The organism is Mesorhizobium sp. M0768 (assembly GCF_040320195.1).
Classification (GTDB): domain Bacteria; phylum Pseudomonadota; class Alphaproteobacteria; order Rhizobiales; family Rhizobiaceae; genus Mesorhizobium.
Genome location: NZ_JAMYPD010000002.1, coordinates 155852 through 173590, shown reverse-complemented (window position 1 = coordinate 173590; position 17739 = coordinate 155852). Strand labels below are relative to the sequence as shown.

16 protein-coding genes are annotated in these 17739 nt (G+C 62.5%); 8 read left to right on the top strand and 8 right to left on the bottom strand.

What is annotated here, in order from left to right:
- Window positions 1-187: 187 nt before the first annotated feature.
- Together pgi and NKI08_RS03165 are read left to right on the top strand one after the other, a co-directional pair.
- Window positions 188-1831: a glucose-6-phosphate isomerase gene (gene pgi / locus NKI08_RS03170; RefSeq protein WP_352767155.1), complete on the top strand. Its 1644-nt coding sequence runs from the start codon at window positions 188-190 to the stop codon at window positions 1829-1831.
- 5 nt (window positions 1832-1836) lie between these two features.
- Window positions 1837-2559, top strand: coding sequence for an HAD family hydrolase (locus NKI08_RS03165; protein ID WP_352767154.1), 723 nt, complete (start codon window positions 1837-1839; stop codon window positions 2557-2559).
- Here NKI08_RS03165 and NKI08_RS03160 read toward each other — a convergent pair.
- Both NKI08_RS03160 and NKI08_RS03155 read right to left on the bottom strand, forming a co-directional pair.
- Complete coding sequence (locus tag NKI08_RS03160; RefSeq protein WP_352767152.1) at window positions 2543-3277, bottom strand: class I SAM-dependent methyltransferase; 735 nt, start codon at window positions 3275-3277, stop codon at window positions 2543-2545. The genes NKI08_RS03165 and NKI08_RS03160 overlap by 17 nt on opposite strands.
- A gap of 7 nt (window positions 3278-3284) precedes the next feature.
- Entirely contained in the window at window positions 3285-5246 is a 1962-nt protein-coding gene (locus NKI08_RS03155) for a long-chain fatty acid--CoA ligase (RefSeq protein ID WP_352767150.1), read from the bottom strand.
- Window positions 5247-5722: 476 nt separating this feature from the next.
- Here NKI08_RS03155 and NKI08_RS03150 point away from each other — a divergent pair, with 476 nt between their 5' ends.
- From NKI08_RS03150 to NKI08_RS03130, 5 genes are read left to right on the top strand one after another with little or no spacing between them, the layout of a single operon-like run.
- Complete coding sequence (locus NKI08_RS03150; RefSeq protein WP_352448537.1) at window positions 5723-7315, top strand: ABC transporter substrate-binding protein; 1593 nt, start codon at window positions 5723-5725, stop codon at window positions 7313-7315.
- 58 nt (window positions 7316-7373) lie between these two features.
- Window positions 7374-8381: an ABC transporter permease subunit gene (locus NKI08_RS03145; protein ID WP_352767147.1), complete on the top strand. Its 1008-nt coding sequence runs from the start codon at window positions 7374-7376 to the stop codon at window positions 8379-8381.
- A 1-nt stretch (window position 8382) separates the two neighbouring features.
- Complete coding sequence (locus NKI08_RS03140; protein ID WP_023676823.1) at window positions 8383-9300, top strand: ABC transporter permease subunit; 918 nt, start codon at window positions 8383-8385, stop codon at window positions 9298-9300.
- A gap of 4 nt (window positions 9301-9304) precedes the next feature.
- Window positions 9305-10180, top strand: a complete 876-nt coding sequence (locus NKI08_RS03135) for an ABC transporter ATP-binding protein (RefSeq protein WP_023676824.1) — start codon at window positions 9305-9307, stop codon at window positions 10178-10180.
- Entirely contained in the window at window positions 10177-11007 is an 831-nt protein-coding gene (locus tag NKI08_RS03130; RefSeq protein ID WP_352448539.1) for a dipeptide ABC transporter ATP-binding protein, read from the top strand. Before NKI08_RS03135 ends, NKI08_RS03130 begins: the two co-directional genes overlap by 4 nt.
- 22 nt (window positions 11008-11029) lie before the next feature.
- On the opposite strand, the gene NKI08_RS03125 is transcribed toward NKI08_RS03130, so the two are convergent.
- Window positions 11030-11950, bottom strand: coding sequence for a LysR family transcriptional regulator (locus NKI08_RS03125; RefSeq protein WP_352767145.1), 921 nt, complete (start codon window positions 11948-11950; stop codon window positions 11030-11032).
- A 93-nt stretch (window positions 11951-12043) separates the two neighbouring features.
- Between NKI08_RS03125 and NKI08_RS03120 the strand changes: the two genes are divergently transcribed.
- Window positions 12044-12916 (top strand): NAD(P)H-dependent oxidoreductase, encoded by an 873-nt coding sequence (locus NKI08_RS03120; protein WP_352540503.1) that lies wholly within the window; start codon window positions 12044-12046, stop codon window positions 12914-12916.
- On the opposite strand, the gene NKI08_RS03115 is transcribed toward NKI08_RS03120, so the two are convergent.
- The 5 genes from NKI08_RS03115 to NKI08_RS03095 all read right to left on the bottom strand — a co-directional run bounded on the left by NKI08_RS03115 (window position 12847) and on the right by NKI08_RS03095 (window position 17538).
- Entirely contained in the window at window positions 12847-14139 is a 1293-nt protein-coding gene (locus NKI08_RS03115; protein ID WP_352767142.1) for a cysteine desulfurase-like protein, read from the bottom strand. The genes NKI08_RS03120 and NKI08_RS03115 overlap by 70 nt on opposite strands.
- Before the next feature lie 29 nt (window positions 14140-14168).
- The gene (locus tag NKI08_RS03110; protein ID WP_352767140.1) at window positions 14169-14843 is read right to left on the bottom strand and encodes an amino acid ABC transporter permease; all 675 of its coding nucleotides are present in this window, start codon (window positions 14841-14843) and stop codon (window positions 14169-14171) included.
- A 109-nt stretch (window positions 14844-14952) separates the two neighbouring features.
- Window positions 14953-15744, bottom strand: a complete 792-nt coding sequence (locus NKI08_RS03105; protein ID WP_352613846.1) for an ABC transporter substrate-binding protein — start codon at window positions 15742-15744, stop codon at window positions 14953-14955.
- A gap of 178 nt (window positions 15745-15922) precedes the next feature.
- On the bottom strand, window positions 15923-16318 hold the full coding sequence (locus tag NKI08_RS03100) for a RidA family protein (protein ID WP_352540471.1): 396 nt from the start codon (window positions 16316-16318) through the stop codon (window positions 15923-15925).
- A gap of 71 nt (window positions 16319-16389) precedes the next feature.
- Window positions 16390-17538: an acyl-CoA dehydrogenase family protein gene (locus NKI08_RS03095; RefSeq protein ID WP_352767137.1), complete on the bottom strand. Its 1149-nt coding sequence runs from the start codon at window positions 17536-17538 to the stop codon at window positions 16390-16392.
- Window positions 17539-17739 lie beyond the last annotated feature (201 nt).

Below are 17739 nucleotides of genomic sequence, written 5' to 3'. Positions count from 1 at the left end.
GTGTTGCGCCAATCAATTTTTCTGATCGCTGGGATTTATGCCAGTGATCCTTTGAGCCGGCCCACGCTGCGCTGCGGCATCGCTGCGCATTGAAACAGATGGAATTCGACCCGATAGTTTGCCGCGACGACACGCGCCGGAAACATCCGGCCTGATAAGATGCATCTCAAGAGACCGGAGCGAAGCAGTGGATCAATCGTCCTTTCAAAAGCAGCTCGACGCATTGCGCGATCACCGTGCGGCCAAATCGGGCTCGATGCGCGAAGCTTTCGCTGCCGATCCGCAGCGCTTCGAGAAATTCTCCGCCAGTGACGGCGACCTGCTGCTCGACTGGTCGAAATGCGCGGTCGATGCGCGGACTATGGAGTTGCTGGAGAAACTGGCTGAGGCCGCTGACCTCGAAGGCCGGCGCGACGCGATGTTTGCCGGCAAGAAGATCAACGTCACTGAAGGCCGCGCCGTGCTGCACACGGCGCTGCGCAACCTGACCGGCAAGGGCATCGTGCTCGACGGCCAGGACGTGAAGGCGGAAGTCCTTGCCGTACTCGACGCGATGGGTGCGTTCGCCGACGCGGTGCGTTCCGGCAAGGCGGCCGGCGCGACCGGCAAGAAGATCACCGACATCGTCAACATCGGCATCGGCGGCTCCGATCTCGGCCCGGCCATGGCGACGCTGGCGCTGGCGCCCTATCATGACGGGCCGCGCGCGCATTACGTATCCAATATCGACGGTGCCCATATCCACGACACGCTGAAGGGTCTTTCCGCCGAAACCACCCTGTTCATCATCGCCTCCAAGACCTTCACCACGGTCGAGACGATGACCAATGCCGAAACCGCGCGCAGATGGGTCGAGAAGGCGCTCGGCAAGGAAGCGGTCGGCAAGCATTTCGCCGCCGTCTCGACGGCGCTCGACCTGGTCGCCAAATTCGGCATCGCGCCCGATCGCGTCTTCGGCTTCTGGGACTGGGTCGGCGGGCGCTATTCCGTCTGGGGTGCGATCGGTCTGCCGGTGATGATCGCCATCGGCCCGAAGGATTTTCGCGCCTTTCTCGACGGCGCCCATGAGATGGACGAGCATTTCCGCACCGCCCCGCTGGCGAAGAACCTGCCGGCGCTGATGGGGCTGATTGGCTGGTGGCACCGCGTGATCTGCAAATACCCCGCTCGCGCCGTCATCCCCTACGATCAGCGTCTGTCCAGGCTGCCGGCCTATCTGCAGCAGCTCGACATGGAATCGAACGGCAAGAGCGTCACCCTGGACGGCGGCGCTGTAACGACGCCGACCGGCCCGCTGGTCTGGGGCGAGCCCGGCACCAATGGCCAGCATGCCTTCTTCCAACTTCTGCATCAGGGCACCGATTTCATTCCGGTCGAATTCCTCGCCGCTGCCGTCGGCCACGAGCCGGAACTGAAGCATCACCACGACCTTCTGCTTGCCAATTGCCTGGCGCAGTCGGAAGCCTTCATGAAGGGCCGCACACTGGACGAAGCGCGCGCGCAGATGCTGGCGAAAGGCATGAAGCCGGCCGATGTCGACAGGATTGCTCCGCACCGCGTCTTCTCCGGCGACCGCCCCTCAGTGACGATCCTCTACAGGAAACTCGACCCCCACACGTTCGGACGGCTGATTGCGCTTTACGAACACCGCGTCTTCGTCGAAGGCACGCTGTTCAACATCAACTCCTTCGACCAGTGGGGCGTCGAGCTCGGCAAGGAACTGGCGACCGGGCTGCTGCCCGTCGTTGAAGGCAAGGAGAACGCCGCAAAGCGGGATGCCTCGACTGCCGGACTGGTGGAATACATCCACCGCTTGCGCGGCCCGGAGTGAAAAGCTTGGCGGACATCAAGGGAATATTGTTCGACAAGGACGGCACGCTCGTGGATTTCAACGCGACATGGCTGGGCATCGCCGACTTCATGGCGATGGATGCGGCCGAAGGCGATCGCTGGAAAGCAGACAGGCTGCTTGCGGCGGCGGGTTTCGATTTCGCCACCAAGCGCTTCAAGCCGGATTCGATTTTTGCCTCCGGTACCAACATGGACGTCGTCGAGCTGTGGTTTCCACGGCTGTCCGACGAGGACCAGATGCTTGCCGTCGCCCGCTTCAACGCCATCACCTCGGCGCAAGGATCGGCAATGGCGGTGGCGCTGCCGGGCGTGGTCGAGACGCTTGGCCTGCTTCACAGAAAATCCTACCGGCTTGGTGTCGCCACCAACGACTCGACCAGCGGCGCGGAAAAGACCCTGGTCACGCTGGGCGTCGCGCAGCTTTTCGACGCCGCCTATGGTTACGACGCGGTGGCCAATCCAAAACCGGCGCCGGATACGATCCTTGCCTTCTCTGATCTGACGGGGCTCAGGCCCTCGGCAATCGCCATGGTCGGCGACAACCGTCACGATCTTGAAATGGCGCGGGCGGGCGGCTGCGGTCTGGCGGTCGGCGTGCTGTCCGGCACCGGCACACGTGAATCGCTGTCCCAGACAGCCGACGTCATTCTGGATTCGGTGGCCGACCTGCCTGATTTTCTTTCGGCGCGGGTCAGCGAGACAGTCTAGACTCGCAGCTAACTGGTCCGAACGAGAACACGCCGCTCGGTTTCATCGCCGCATTCCTGCCTTCGCCGACATCCGGCACCTCGTATTCGGCCAGCAGGCGAAGCCGCGAGCGGGGCAGATAGGCGCGGCCCGGATCGCCGATCAGCACGGCGATGCCGGCTGCAAGGCAGCGGTCGAGGAAGGGGACGACCCGGCCGGCGAGATCATGGGCGTAGAACAGGTCGCCGACCACCACGACATCCACCGGTGGCGGCGGACCGCTGGTGATGTCTTCGCCAATGATCATGATAGCGACGCCGTTCGCAGTCGCGTTGAGGCCGAGCGCAACCACACCGTTGCGATCGATCTCGGCCGCCACGACCGCGCTTGCCCCGGCTTTTGCCGCTGCAATGCCGACGAGACCCGAACCGGCGCCGAGGTCGAGCACGCAACGGCCGGCCACGGTCTCCGGCCGGTCGAATATGTAGCGGGCGAGCACCGCGCCGCCGGCCCAGACATAGGCCCAGTACGGTGGCTCCGGTTCAGGTCCGTCTTCTTCGGTCGCATGTTGGTTCCATTCGAGAAGCCGCCTGAGCCCGCTTCCCGGATGGGCGGTGTAAAGCCGAATTTCGGGAAGCGCGGGCACGGGGGCGATCCGCATGTTCGCCCGGATGAACTGTGCCGGGTCCGGGCGCGAACCTATGCTCACGGCGTTGGCGCCGGCGATGCAATCGCTCAAGCTGCGCCTAGCCCCGCAACGCCCGTCGCAGGATCTTGCCGACCGGTGTCTTCGGCAGCTCGGTGCGGAACTCAATATACCTGGGACGCTTGTAGCCGGTCAGGTTCTCGCGGCAATAAGCCGTCAGCATGTCGGCGGTCAGTGCCGGGTCCTTCTTGACGACGAACAGCTTCGGCACTTCACCCGAATGCTCGTCCGGCACGCCGATCGCGGCAACTTCGAGTACGCCTGGATGCTGCGCCACCACTTCCTCGAGTTCGTTCGGATAGACGTTGAAGCCGGAAACCAGGATCATGTCCTTCTTGCGGTCGACGATCTTGGTGTAGCCAAGGTCGTCCATGAAGCCCATGTCGCCCGATTTGAAGAAGCCGTCCTCGGTCATCACCTTGGCGGTCTCGTCCGGCCGGTTCCAGTAGCCGGCCATCACCTGCGGTCCGCGGATGCAGATTTCGCCGACTTCGCCGAGCGGCAAATTGTTGCCGTCGTCGTCGCGGATCGCGATCTCGGTCGAGGGCAGCGGCAGGCCGATCGTGCCGGTGTAAACGCCGTCGCTGAATTTGTTGATCGTTGCTCCCGGCGAGGTTTCGGTGAGCCCATAGGCCTCGCTGATCGGGCAGCCAGTCAGCGCCTTCCAGCGTTCGGCGATGGCCCTCTGCACCGGCATGCCGCCACCCAGCGTCAGGATCAGCGGCTTGAAATCGAGCTTGCGAAAATCCTCATTATTGAGCAGCGCATTGAACAGCGTGTTGAGGCCCGGAAAGATGTGGATCGGGTATTTCTGCAGCTCCTTGACGAAGCCGGGAATGTCGCGCGGATTGGGGATGAGGACATTCTGCGCGCCTTGCTGCATGCCTACCAGCACGTTCGCCGTCAGCGCAAATATGTGATAGAGCGGCAGCGCGCAGAGGAAGTTCAGATGCGCCGGCTTCGGCTTGACGGTAAAAGCGTCTTCGGCCCACAGCGCATTCTGCGCGACGTTCGCCAAAATGTTGCTGTGCAAAAGCATCGCGCCCTTGGAGATGCCGGTCGTGCCGCCTGTGTATTGCAGGAAAGCGATGTCGTCGGCCGCGACCTTTGCGGGCCTGAAGGCCTTGCCGGTGCCGGCCTTCAGCGCGGCGTTGAACTTGACATGGCCGGGTAGCGACCATGCCGGCACCATCTTCTTGACGCGGCGTACAACGAAGTTGACGATCGTTCCCTTGAGCCCGCCGAGCATGTCGCCCATCGAGGCGACCACGACATGCTTGACTGCGGTCCTGGCGATCACCGCCTGCAGGGTGCAGGCAAAATTTTCGAGGATGACAATGGCTTGAGCGCCGGAATCCTTGAGCTGGTGCTCCAGCTCGCGCGGCGTGTAGAGCGGATTGATGTTGACCACGACATAGCCGGCGCGAAGCACTGCCATAATCGCCACCGGATATTGCAGCACATTCGGCATCATCAGGGCGACGCGCGCGCCCTTCTGCAGCCCCGTTGATTGCAGATAGGCGCCGAAGGCGGCCGACTGTCGCTCGAGGTCGGCATAGGTGATCGATTTGCCCATGCAGACGAAGGCCGGCCGATTCGCAAACTCCTTGCACACGGCGACGAGAAAGTCGCCGATCGAGCTGGAGGGCAGGTCGCCAATCTCGGCCGGCACGATTTTTGGGTAACTCTGGAGCCACGGTTTTTCCGGCAGGCCGGCGGCCAGCGACGTGATCGCCTTTGGTAATCTCTTGGCCGGACCTGCCGGCAGTCGTGGCGCTGTCGGCACTGCCTTCGCCGCCGGCTTGGCGGCAGACTTTGCAGCAGGCGCCGTCTTGCCGGTTGCCGGTTTAGCAGCCGCTCCAGCCGTGGTCTTCGCCGCCGGCTTCGCGCTTGCCTTTGCGGTAGCCGTCGGCTTGGCGCCGGCCGCTTTTGACTTGACTGCTTTCGATGTTGCCTCGGCCTTTGCTTTCGCCGCGTTGGTTGTCTTTGCCGGTTTTGCCACCTGTCGCTCCCTCAATCGTTCTTATTGTTTCGGCATGCTTGCGCGCCACCACCGCCCTGATCACAACGATATCCCACGCTTGCCGCAATGTCCGGAACGTGGGAAATTCCGGCACGCTGCCCACCTATCTATGTATTGCCACAAGCGACGGCCGTGCAAGCCTCGCCACCTGGAGTGCGGTAAGACTTGCCGTCAAACCTCTCGGCCGCGACCGGTTTTCGGATGCGCATCTCTTGAACCGAACGGCTCGATTCCCACAATTGGCGGCATCGCCGATCAACAAAAAATTGAAGTCGCTAATAATGTCGTGATCTGCGGATTCGGCTCGTTTTTTCCACAATTTGCCGCGTGCCGGAATTTTTTTCTGCTTCCCGTGGGTTAGGCAAACAAGCAGTTCCAAAGCTAGAAAAACGGTGCTTATATGCGGCCTTCGCGAGCCTGATAGAGGGGCTTGGAAGAACATCAGGGAGTGCTCAATGAAAAAGAAACTGACTTTTGCAGCCGCGTTGCTGGCTGCAAGCGTCCTCGGCGGCATGGCCAATGCAAAACAACTGGTCTATTGCTCGGAGGCTTCGCCGGCCGGCTTCGACCCGTCGCCATGGAGCGGCGGCAACGACTTCGACGCCTCATCGCGCACCATCTATTCGCGCCTGGTCGAGTTCGAGCATGGCAAGACCACCATCTCGCCCGGCCTGGCCGAGAGCTGGACGGTTTCCGACGACGGTCTCGAATACACCTTCAAGCTTCGCCCGGGTGTGAAATTCCAGACGACCGATTATTTCACGCCGACGCGCGACCTCAACGCCGACGACGTGATCTTTTCCTTCGAACGCCAGTGGAAGAAAGAAAGCCCGTGGTACAGCTATCTGGAAGGCACCGGCTGGGAATATTTCACCGGCATGGGCTTTCCCGATCTCCTGAAGGAAATCGTCAAGGTCGACGACCTGACGGTGAAATTCGTGCTGAACAAGCCTGAAGTCGCGTTCCTGCCGGACCTCGGCATGGATTTCGCCTCGATCGTCTCCAAGGAATATGCCGACCAACTCGACAAGGCCGGCACCAGGCAGCAGTTCACCCAGAAGCCGGTCGGCACTGGTCCGTTCCAGTTCGTCGACTATCAGGTCGATGCGGTCGTGCGCTATGCAGCATGGGACGGCTACTATGGCGGGCGACAGAAGATCGACGATCTGATCTTCGCCATCACGCCCGATCCGGCCGTACGCGCGCAGAAGCTGAAGGCGGGCGAGTGCGATATCATGTCATACCCGGCGCCGGCCGACATTGCCGGACTGCAGGCTGACGCGAACCTCAAGGTCGACGAGCAGGAAGGCCTGAACATCGGCTACATGGCTTACAACACGACGCAGCCGCCCTTCGACAAGGTCGAGGTCCGCAAGGCCCTCAACATGGCGGTAAACAAGAAGGCGATCATCGACGCGGTCTATCAGGGCGCCGGCGCGCCGGCCATCAACCCGATCCCGCCGACCATGTGGTCCTATAACAAGGACATCAAGGACGATCCCTATGATCCGGAGGCGGCCAAGAAGATGCTGGCCGATGCAGGCGTCAAGGATCTGTCGATGAAGATCTGGGCTATGCCGGTCAGCCGCCCCTACAACCCGAACGCCCAGCGCGTCGCCGAGTTGATCCAGGCCGACTATGCCGCCGTCGGCGTCAAGGCGGAGATCGTCAGTTACGAATGGACCGAGTATCGCCAGCGCGGCAAGGCTAAGGATCGCGACGGCGCCTTCCAACTGGGCTGGACCGGTGACAATGGCGATCCGGACAACTTCTTTTTCCTGCTCGGTTGCGATGCCATCGGCCAGTCCAATTATGCGATCTGGTGCAACCAGGAATTCGAAGCCCTGCTGAAAAAAGGCAAGGCGACGACGGACGTCGCCGAGCGCACCAAGATCTACGAGGAAGCTCAGGTGGTGTTCAAGCGTGAGGCTCCGTGGCTGACCATCGCCCACTCCAAGGTCTTCATGCCGATGAACAAGAAGGTGTCGGGCTTCGTTATGGACCCGCTCGGCATTCATCGGTTTGACGGCGTCGACGTCACCGAATAAGTCCTGAGAAATTGAACGGCGGCGCTGGACTTCCCGCGCCGCCGTTCTATGAAGCAAGATGCTCCGTTATCTCCTCCACAAGCTCGCTTTGATCATCCCGACCGTGTTGGGCATATCGCTGGCGGCGTTTGCTTTCGTCCGGCTTCTGCCCGGCGATCCTATCCTGGCCCTGGCGGGCGAGCGCGGCGTCAGCCCCGAGCGCTACGCCCAGCTCATCGAGCAGTTTGGCTACAACCGGCCCTATGTCATCCAATACCTGGAATATATCGGCAGGGTCCTGACCGGCGATTTCGGCATATCTATTGCCACCAAGCGGCCAGTGCTCGGTGAATTCCAGGCGCTGTTTCCAGCCACGCTGGAACTGGCGACAGTGGCGTTGATCATCGCCGTCCTGCTCGGCATTCCTGCCGGTATCTTCGCCGCGGTCAAGCGCGGCTCGTGGTTCGACCAGGCGACGATGGGTGTCGCGCTGACCGGCTATTCGATGCCGATCTTCTGGTGGGGGTTGCTGCTCATTATCTTCTTCTCCGGCTATCTCGGCTGGACGCCGGTTTCCGGCCGCATCGGCCTGCAGTATTTCTTCAGGCCGACGACCGGGTTCATGCTCATCGACAGCCTGATCTCCGGCAGGAGCGGCGCTTTCAAATCTGCCGTCAGCCATTTGATCCTGCCGTCGATCGTGCTGGCGACGATCCCGCTTGCCGTCATAGCGCGCCAGACGCGCTCGGCGATGCTCGAGGTGCTGGGCGAGGACTATGTCCGCACCGCGCGCGCCAAGGGCCTGGCGCCTCGCCGCGTCATCGGTCTGCACGCTTTTCGCAACGCGCTGATCCCGGTAGTCACCACCATTGGACTGCAGGTCGGCACCTTGATGGCGGGCGCCATTCTGACCGAGACCATTTTTTCCTGGCCGGGCATCGGCAAATGGATGATCGATGCCATCGGCAAGCGCGACTATGTCGTCGTCCAGAGCGGATTGCTGATCATCGCGCTGATCGTCATGGCGGTGAACCTGATCGTCGACGTGCTCTACGCCGTCATCAATCCGCGCATCCGGGTGCAGTGAGATGACCGACGAATCCGCCGCCGAAGCTACCGCCGCCTCCATCCCGACAGGCGGCAGGCAACGGGCTTTCGCCGAGTTCTGGCACTACTTCTCGATGAACACCGGCGCGGTCATCGGCCTTGTCGTGTTTTCGGCGCTGGTGCTGGTGGCGATCTTTGCGCCGTTCGTCGCCCCACATTCGCCCGACGAGCAGTTTCGCGATGCGCTGCTGGCACCCCCTGCCTGGCAGGAAGGCGGCAAATCGATGTTCCTGCTCGGCACCGACGCGGTCGGCCGCGACATGCTTTCACGGTTGATCTTCGGGGCGCGTTTCTCGCTGTTCATCGGTCTTGTGGTCGTTGTCTTCTCGCTCACCAGCGGCATCGTGCTTGGCGTGCTCGCCGGCTATTTCCGCGGCTGGGTCGACACGCTGATCATGCGCATCATGGATATCATCCTGGCCTTCCCGTCGCTGCTTCTGGCGCTCGTGCTGGTGGCGATCCTTGGCCCCGGCCTGTTCAATGCCATGCTGGCGATCGCGCTGGTGCTGCAGCCGCATTTCGCGCGCCTCACCCGCGCCGCCGTGATGGCCGAAAAGAACCGCGAATATGTCATCTCCGCCAAGGTGGCTGGTGCCGGTCATCTTCGCTTGATGGTGAGGACGATCCTGCCGAACTGCCTGGCACCGCTGATCGTGCAGGCGACGTTGTCCTTCTCCAATGCTATTCTCGAGGCTGCGGCGCTCGGCTTCCTCGGTGTCGGTGCGCAGCCGCCGACGCCGGAATGGGGCACGATGCTCGCCTCGGCGCGCGAGTTCATCCTGCGCGCGCCTTGGGTGGTGACCTTCCCCGGCCTTGCTATCCTGATCACTGTGCTGGCCATCAATCTGATCGGCGATGGCTTGCGCGATGCCTTCGATCCCAAGCTGAAGAGGTCATAATCCAATGCCTCTTCTCGAGATCAAGAACCTGACCGTTTCCTTCGACACCGCCGCTGGACCATTCATGGCGGTACAAGGCATCGACCTGTCGGTCGAACCGCGCGAGGTGCTGGCGATCGTCGGCGAATCCGGTTCGGGCAAGTCGGTGGCGATGCTGGCGGTGATGGGGCTTTTGCCCAACACCGCGACGGTGAGGGCCGACCGCATGGCCTTCGACGGCATCGACCTGCTCAAGCTCGGCCCATCCGAGCGGCGCAAGATCGTCGGCAAGGACATTTCGATGATCTTCCAGGAGCCGGTCGCCAGCCTCAACCCGTGCTTCACCGTCGGCTTCCAGATCGAGGAGGTGCTGCGCTTCCATATGGGCATGGACCGCGCCCAGCGCCGGGCGCGTGCCATCGAATTGATGAAGTTGGTCGGCATCGCCGACCCCGAGGAACGGCTGGGCTCCTTCCCGCACCAAATGTCGGGTGGTCAGTGTCAGCGCGTCATGATCGCCATCGCCATCGCCTGCAATCCCAAGCTTTTGATCGCCGACGAGCCAACCACGGCGCTCGACGTCACCATCCAGAAGCAGATCCTCGATCTGCTGGTCGGCCTGCAGGCCAAATATGGCATGGGCCTGATCATGATCACCCACAATATGGGGGTGGTTGCCGAGACCGCCGACCGTGTCATCGTCCAGTACAAGGGCCGCAAGATGGAAGAGGCCGACGTGCTGTCGCTGTTCGAGTCCCCCAAGAGCAACTACACGCGCGCGCTCCTGTCGGCGCTGCCGGAAAACGCCGTCGGCGACCGATTGCCTACTGTTTCCGACATGCTGTTTGAGCCGGCCCCATCTGTAGTCGCAGCCCGGTCCGCAGGAGGAACCGCCTCATGAGCGTGACGGTAGTCGAAGGCAAGAACATCGTGCGCGACTATCATGTCGGTGGCGGGCTTTTCCGCCCCTCCCGTACGGTTCATGCGGTCAAGGGTGTTTCGTTCAGCGTCGACAAGGGCAAGACGCTGGCCATCGTCGGCGAGAGCGGCTGCGGCAAGTCAACACTCGCCCGCATCATCACCCTGATCGACCCGGCGACCTCCGGCGAGCTTTTCATCGACGGCAAGAAGGTAGACATCGGCAGGAACGGCCTGTCGAAGGAAATGCGCCGCAAGGTCCAGATCGTCTTCCAAAACCCTTATGGTTCGCTCAATCCACGCCAGAAGATCGGCGACGTGCTTGCCGAGCCGCTGCTCATCAACACCGACAGCACGGCCGACGAGCGGCGCGATCTTGCCATGAAGATGCTAAAGAAGGTCGGTCTCGGCCCCGAGCACTTTAATCGCTACCCGCATATGTTTTCGGGCGGCCAGCGCCAGCGGATCGCCATCGCCCGCGCGCTGATGCTCAACCCCAGCCTTCTGGTGCTGGACGAGCCGGTCTCGGCACTTGATCTTTCGGTGCAGGCGCAGGTGCTGAACCTGCTCGCCGACCTGCAGGACGAGTTTCAGCTAACCTATGTTTTCATCAGCCACGACCTGTCGGTGGTGCGGTACATCGCCGACGACGTGATGGTAATGTATTTCGGCGAAGCGGTCGAATACGGCTCGCGCGACGAGGTCTTCGCCGACCCCAAACACAGCTACACCAGGACGCTGTTCGCGGCGACGCCACGTGCCGACGTTGCCAGCATCAAGGCACGTTTGGCGAAGAAGAAGGCCGCCTGATCCGGCGAGGTTTGCCGGCCGGCTACCGCTTCTCGATCCCCGGAATGTCGGAGATCTGCTCGGCGAGAAAGTCGACCAGCAGCCGCACCCGGGCAATGCCCGCACGCTCCGGAACGATCAGCATGCTCAGCGGGACGGGAGGCGGAAAATAGCCCGGCAGGACCACTTCCAGGCGGCCGGCCGCCAGGAGATCGTCGACAAGCCAATGGTGGGCGGGTGCGATACCGCGTCCGGCGACAATGGCTTCGCGCGCGGCAAGCCCATGGTCGACGCGAAATCGACCGCCAAAGGGCACCGCAAAGCGTTTGCCGACCGGCCCCTGCAGGGCGAGTGTGTCGCTTCCCGCGATGTTCGACATCCGGATGCCTTCATGGCCAGGCAGATCCTGCGGGACAGCCGGTCTGCCCCGCGCCGCCAGATAGGCCGGCGCCGCCACCAGCAGACGCCGGGATTGCCCGAGCGCCCGCAGTTTCATTGAGCTGTCGGTGAGCGGACCCAGGCGAAGCGCGATGTCGACGCCCTCCCGCACAAGGTCGATGCGCTCGTCGGTGAGGCTAAGATCGATGCCGATATCGCGATAGCGATCCTGAAAGGCGAAGATCAGCCGGCTGACGTGCAAGACCCCGAGCGCCGCCGTGCAGGATATCCGGATCGTGCCGGCCGACGCGCCGCGCGTGCCCCGCGCCTCATCGCCGGCCTGCTCAACGAGGCGCAGGACCTGGACGCTGTCGCCATAGTAACGGCTGCCTTCATCGGTCATCGTCACACGCCGGGTGGTCCTGCTGAGCAAGGGCACTCCGACGGCCTCCTCGAGTTCTCGCAAATGCCGTGTGACCGTCGACTGCCCAACTCCGAGCTCGCGCGCCACCGCCGAGAGGCTGCCGCGCTCGGCGACGCGAACGAAGGTGCGCATGCGCTCGAGAGTGACGTCCGATCTATCCATTATTCGGCATTATCTTATACATTTCCTACATATAGTGGATCATCCCGCGGCTCGCTACCTTTGGTGTCTATCGTCCTTCTTCGGAGTAGACCCATGAAAGTCCTGCTTGTTTTTGCTCATCCTGAACCGCGTTCGCTCAACGGCGCGCTGCGTGACGTCGCCATCAGGGAACTCGAGGCCCAAGGCCACGAGGTGCGGGTGTCGGACCTCTATGCCGACGGCTGGAAAGCCGAGGTGGACCGTGCCGACTTTCCGTCGTGGCCGCCCGAAGCACGCTTCCTGCCGGCCGGCGCCTCCAAAAAGGCTTTTGCGACCAACACTCTGACCGATGACGTCAAAGCCGAGATCGACAAACTGCTATGGGCCGACACCCTGATCCTCCAGTTCCCGCTGTGGTGGTACGCCATGCCGGCGATCCTCAAGGGCTGGGTCGATCGCGTGTACGCCTACGGCTTCGCCTATGGCGTTGGCGAGCACAGCGACAAGCGGTGGGGTGACCGCTTTGGTGAGGGAACGCTCGCCGGCAAACGCGCAATGCTGATCGTGACCGCAGGCGGCTGGGAAGAGCATTACTCCGCCCGCGGCGTCAACGGCCCGATCGACGACCTGCTGTTCCCGATCAATCACGGGATTCTATACTATCCGGGCTACGACGTGCTTCCGCCGTTCGTGGTTTACAGGGTGGACCGTTTCGGGGAGGCGGATTTCGAGCCTGTCGCGGAGCGACTGCGCGAAAGGATGCGAACGCTCGAGACAATCCGGCCCATTCGTTATCGGCAGCAGAATGGCGGCGATTACTTGATCCCAAGCATGCAATTGCGCCCCGGCTTGGAGAACCCGGGTGCGACCGCCTTTGCGCTTCACGAGGATCGCGCCGGCGCCGCCGCCCACTCCGATCAGGACAGCCGGGCGATGATGGTGCGCAGCGCCTCGCCGAAGCGCCGGACTTCCTCGATCGTATTGTAATGCACCAGCGAGGCGCGCACGGCGCCGCTGTCCATGCCGAGGTTGAGCCGCTTCATCAGACGCGGCGCATACATGTGGCCGTCGCGAATGCCGATCTGCATCTCGGCCATTTCCTCGACGATCCTCTGCGGCGATAGCGTGCCGACATTGAAGCAGAAGGTCGGCACGCGCTCGCTGAGGCGTGCCTCGTCGGCCACGCCGTAGATCGTCGCGCCGCAATCTTTGAGCACCGCCAGCATTTCGCGCGCCAGCACCTGTTCGTAGTCGCGGATGGCATTCATGCCGGCGACGATGTTGTCGCGGCGCGACCGGTTATTCTCGGACAAGAAATTGCGGCCGACCGATTCGAGGTAGCGCACCGCGGCATCCATGCCGGAGACGTTCTCGTAGATGAACGTGCCGGCTTCGATTTTGTGGGGCGGCTCGTCGGGGATGAAATCCTCGCGGAAGGTCGGCAGGCGCTTCAGTGTTTCGAAGCGGCCCCACAGGAAGCCCATATGCGGCGAGAAATTCTTGTAGCCGGAGCAGACGAGATAGTCGCAATCCCAGGCCTGCACATCGATCAGCCCGTGCGGCCCGTAATGCACGCAGTCGAGGAACACTTCGGCGCCTGCCGCATGCGCAATCGCAGCCACGGAGGCAACGTCGACAATCGAGCCGATCGAATGGGCCGTGACCGTGCAGGCGACGAGCCGGGTGCGCTCTGAGACCAGCGGGCGCAAATCGTCGACATGCAGATTGCCGTCGTCGCGCATCCGCCACCATTTGAACTTGGCCCCGGCGGGCGCCAGCGCCAGCCACGTCGCGATATTGGCGTCGTGATCCATGTCGGTGATGACGATCTCGTCACGCTCCCCGTTTGGGCGCTCGGAAAGCATCTGGCCGATGCCGAGGCTGACCAGGCGGATGAACGAAGTGGCGTTCATGCCGAAACAGATCTCCGCCGGGTTGGTGGCGTTGATCAGCAAGGCCACGCTTTCGCGAGCGCCGGCGACGGCTTGGTCGACGGTGACGCTGCGGCCATAGCGGCCGCCGCGCTGCACATTATGCGCGACCAAATGGTTGGTGACCGCATCGAGCACGCTTTGCGGGATCTGCGCGCCGGCTGCATTGTCCATGAAGACGAAGTCCCCGGCTTGCTGCAAGGCGGGAAACATGGCGCGGATCGTCTCGACTGGGAAAGCTGCGGCATCGCCGGTTTTCGAAATCTGATGCTGGTTCAAGGTCGTCTCCTGCGAAGTGCGCTGACAGATTAGCGGGTCTTTTCGGTTTGAAAGCGGCGTTCAAGGAGGCTGACGAAACGGACCATCGGCCAGAGAAAGATGAGGTAGACCAGCGCCGCGCCGATCAGCGGTGAAGGATTGGCATAGAGCGATTGCGCGTTGGTCGCTTCTTTCAGCAGTTCGGGCAGCGCCACGGTGGAAGCGAGCGAAGTATCCTTGAACATCGAAACGCAATTGCTGGTCATTGGCGGAATGACGATGCGGATCGCCTGCGGCAGCACTACCTTGCGCAAGGTCAGCAAGAACGGCAGGCCGAGCGCCTGCGCCGCCTCGAACTGGCCGCGCGGAATGCTCTCTATACCGGAGCGGAACACCTCGGCCGAATAGGCCGCCATGATGATGGCGAAGGCCATCACCGCGGACGTCCACGATGACAGGCGAATGCCGAGGAACGGCAGCGCATAGTAGATCAGGATCAGCACGACCAGCACCGGCATCGCCCGGAAAATGTCAATGTAGCCGACAGCCAGCAGCCGAAGCGGCTTTGGCGCATAGAGCCGCACCAGGCTGATCGCGAGGCCGACGGGAATACCGATGCCGATGCTCATGATTCCGAGCAGCAGGGTGTTCAGGAAGCCGCGCAACAGCGCCGGCAGGCTGGAGACCATGACGTCGGCGTTGAAGAAGGTGTCCAGCAGCGACATCGCAGCATTTCCGAAACGTTTGGCGTCCCGCGACGCTCGAGCCCGAGCCCGAAATCCGAAATCGTGCCGGCATCGAAAGCCGGCACGACATTTAAGCGTGAACTGCCGCTCAGGCCTTCGGCATAGGAGTTTCCTTGACGGTCGAGGAATCGGCAGGTGCGTCGCTGCCGAACCACTTCTTGTGGATCGCGGCCAGCGTGCCGTCCTTCTTCATCGCGGTCAGCGCGTCGTTCAGCTTGCCGAGCAGCGGGTGGTCCTTGGTCATCATCAGACCGTACTGCTCGCCGGTCTTGATGCGCTCTTTTACGGCGAGATCCTTCATCCTGGTGAAAGAATATTCCAGGCCCGGAATATCGCTGACCGCCGCATCGACGCGGCCGGAGCTGAGATCGAGCAGCAAGTTCTGCTGCGTGTCGTAGCCCTTGACGTCACTGAACCCGTCCGCTTCCTGGTGGGCCTTGACCCAGGCTTCGCCGGTCGAGCCGGACAGCACGCCGACGATCTTGCCCTTGAGGTCGGCCTCGGCCTTGATCGGGCTGTCGGCCTTCGCGGCGATGCCCATGTCGGAATCATAGTAGGGCTGCGTGAACGACTGAGACTTCAGCCGCTCCGGCGTGATGGTGATCGACGAGATGGCGACGTCGATGCGCTTCGAGGTGGTGGCGGCGAACAGCGCCTGGAAACCGAGATCGGCGATATCAGTGGTCATGCCGATACGCTTTGCCGCCTCATTGATGATGTCGACTTCGAAACCCTCGAACGTGCCGCTCTCGTTCTTGTATTCAAAAGGCGGATTGGTCGGATAGGCGCCGACATTCAGCGTGCCTTCGGCGTAGGCCGGGCCGCCGGCGATGCCGATGGCAGCAGCAAGAAGCAGCAGGTTGCGACGGGTGAAGTTCATTTTCGTTCCCTCTGGTTGTGATCGGACGGGTTTGGCCCCGCACGGTTTTGATGCGTCAAGTGACGGGACTGCCGGAAAGCCCTCCCGGCACGGCAGTCGCAAGACATCGAATGCTATCCAAAGTACCGCGCTTTTCAAGGCGAAAGTTTTAAGCTTAAAAAATTGCCGCGTGTTGCCGTCACTCCGGAATAACCGCTGTGGCCTGGATCTCAACCTTGGCGCGATCCTCGACCAGCGCCATCACCTGCATGGCGGCCATCGCCGGAAAATGCCGGCCGATCACCTCGCGATAGACCTCGCCGATCCCCTTGAGATTGGCCAAATATTCCGCCTTGTCGGTAAAGTACCAGGTCATCGAGGTGATATGTTGCGGCTTGGCGTCGGCCTCGGCGAGCACAGCAACAATATTGGCCAGCGTCTGCCGCACCTGGCCGACAAGATCATCGGTCTCGAAGCGGCCCTGTCCGTTCCAGCCGACCTGCCCGCCGACGAAGACAAGCTGCCCACGCGCGGCGACGCCATTGGCGTAGCCGACGGGTTTCGCCCAGCCTTCCGGCTGCAGGATGGTGTGCATGTCAAAACCTCCCAATGCTCAAATCCGGTCGCTCAAAACTCGAAGACAATAATTTCACGCAAACTCCCGTCTCAGGCCGCTCCCATCACTTGCCGTGCAATCACCACCTTCTGCACATCGGACGCTCCCTCGTAGATGCGCAGCGCCCGGATCTCGCGATACAGGCTTTCGACGATATGGCCCTTGCGGACGCCGTCGCCGCCATGCAGCTGCACAGCCCTGTCGATCACCTCCTGCGCTTTGTCGGTAGCGAACAGCTTGGCCATGGCGGCTTCGCGGGTAACCCGAGCCGCGCCCATGTCCTTGGTCCAGGCGGCACGATAGACCAGCAACGCGGCGGCATCGACATCCAGCGCCATGTCGGCGATGTGGCCCTGCACCATCTGCAGCTCGGCCATCGGCGCACCGAACAGCCTGCGCTCGGCCACTCTTGTGATGCTTTCGTCCAGCGCGCGCCGGGCAAAGCCGAGCGCCGCTGCGCCGACGGTCGAACGGAACACGTCGAGCACGGACATGGCGATGCGAAAACCGTCCCCGGGTCTGCCGATCAGCGCCGAGGCTGGAATGCGTGCATTGTCGAAGGACAGCCGGGCGAGCGGGTGCGGCGCAATCACCTCCAGCCGCTCGGCAACGATCAGCCTCTCGGTTTCGGAAGGCACGACAAAGGCGGAAAGCCCCTTGGCGCCGGGCGCCTCGCCGGTACGGGCAAAGACAACATAAAAGTCAGCGATACCGCCGTTGGAGATCCAGGTCTTTTCGCCGGATAGGAGATAGCTGTCGCCGTCACGCGCGGCGGTCATTTCCATATTGGCAACGTCCGAGCCCGAGCGCGGCTCCGACAGCGCGAAAGCCGAAATCGCCTTGCCGGCCCGTGTCTTCGCCAGCCAGTGCTGCTGGTCGGGCGAGCCGAACAGGCTGAGCGCGCCAGTGCCGAGCCCTTGCATGGCGAAGGCGAAATCGGCCAGCCCATCATGCCGGGCCAGCGTCTCGCGCGTGAGGCAGAGCGTGCGCACGTCGAGCGGCGAGGGGTTTTCGGTGTCGAGCGCCGTCGGCTTCAGCCAGCCGTCCCGGCCGAGCTTGGCCACCAGCTCGCGGCAGGCCGCGTCGACATCGTCATGCGCGACCGGCAGGTTCTTGGCGCACCATGCCTCCAGCCGCTCCGCCAGATCGCGGTGGCGATCCTCGAAGAACGGCCAGGAGAGGAAGGAACGGTCAGGCATTGCTGCCTCCACAATTCTCCGGCCCTGGCGCTCCACGGCGCCCCCCTCTGTCCTGCTGGACATCTCCCCCTCTAGGGGGGCGATTGGCGGCTTCGCTGCCACGGCTCTCCCTGCGATGTTGGAGATTGGCGAAAGCGGGCCTGATATCCAATCTCCCCTCTTGAGGGGGAGATGGCCGGCAGGCCAGAGGGGGGTGCTGTC

Bases quoted from the DNA above. Each gene is read 5' to 3' on its own strand.
- NKI08_RS03110 (WP_352767140.1), bottom strand. From the start codon at position 14,843: ATGTCGCTGCTGGACACCTTCTTCAACGCCGACGTCATGGTCTCCAGC.
- NKI08_RS03125 (WP_352767145.1), bottom strand. From the start codon at position 11,950: ATGGATAGATCGGACGTCACTCTCGAGCGCATGCGCACCTTCGTTCGC.
- NKI08_RS03095 (WP_352767137.1), bottom strand. From the start codon at position 17,538: ATGCCTGACCGTTCCTTCCTCTCCTGGCCGTTCTTCGAGGATCGCCAC.
- NKI08_RS03135 (WP_023676824.1), top strand. From the start codon at position 9,305: ATGCCTCTTCTCGAGATCAAGAACCTGACCGTTTCCTTCGACACCGCC.
- NKI08_RS03105 (WP_352613846.1), bottom strand. From the start codon at position 15,744: ATGAACTTCACCCGTCGCAACCTGCTGCTTCTTGCTGCTGCCATCGGC.
- NKI08_RS03130 (WP_352448539.1), top strand. From the start codon at position 10,177: ATGAGCGTGACGGTAGTCGAAGGCAAGAACATCGTGCGCGACTATCAT.
- NKI08_RS03145 (WP_352767147.1), top strand. From the start codon at position 7,374: ATGCTCCGTTATCTCCTCCACAAGCTCGCTTTGATCATCCCGACCGTG.
- NKI08_RS03120 (WP_352540503.1), top strand. From the start codon at position 12,044: ATGAAAGTCCTGCTTGTTTTTGCTCATCCTGAACCGCGTTCGCTCAAC.
- NKI08_RS03150 (WP_352448537.1), top strand. From the start codon at position 5,723: ATGAAAAAGAAACTGACTTTTGCAGCCGCGTTGCTGGCTGCAAGCGTC.
- NKI08_RS03140 (WP_023676823.1), top strand. From the start codon at position 8,383: ATGACCGACGAATCCGCCGCCGAAGCTACCGCCGCCTCCATCCCGACA.
- NKI08_RS03100 (WP_352540471.1), bottom strand. From the start codon at position 16,318: ATGCACACCATCCTGCAGCCGGAAGGCTGGGCGAAACCCGTCGGCTAC.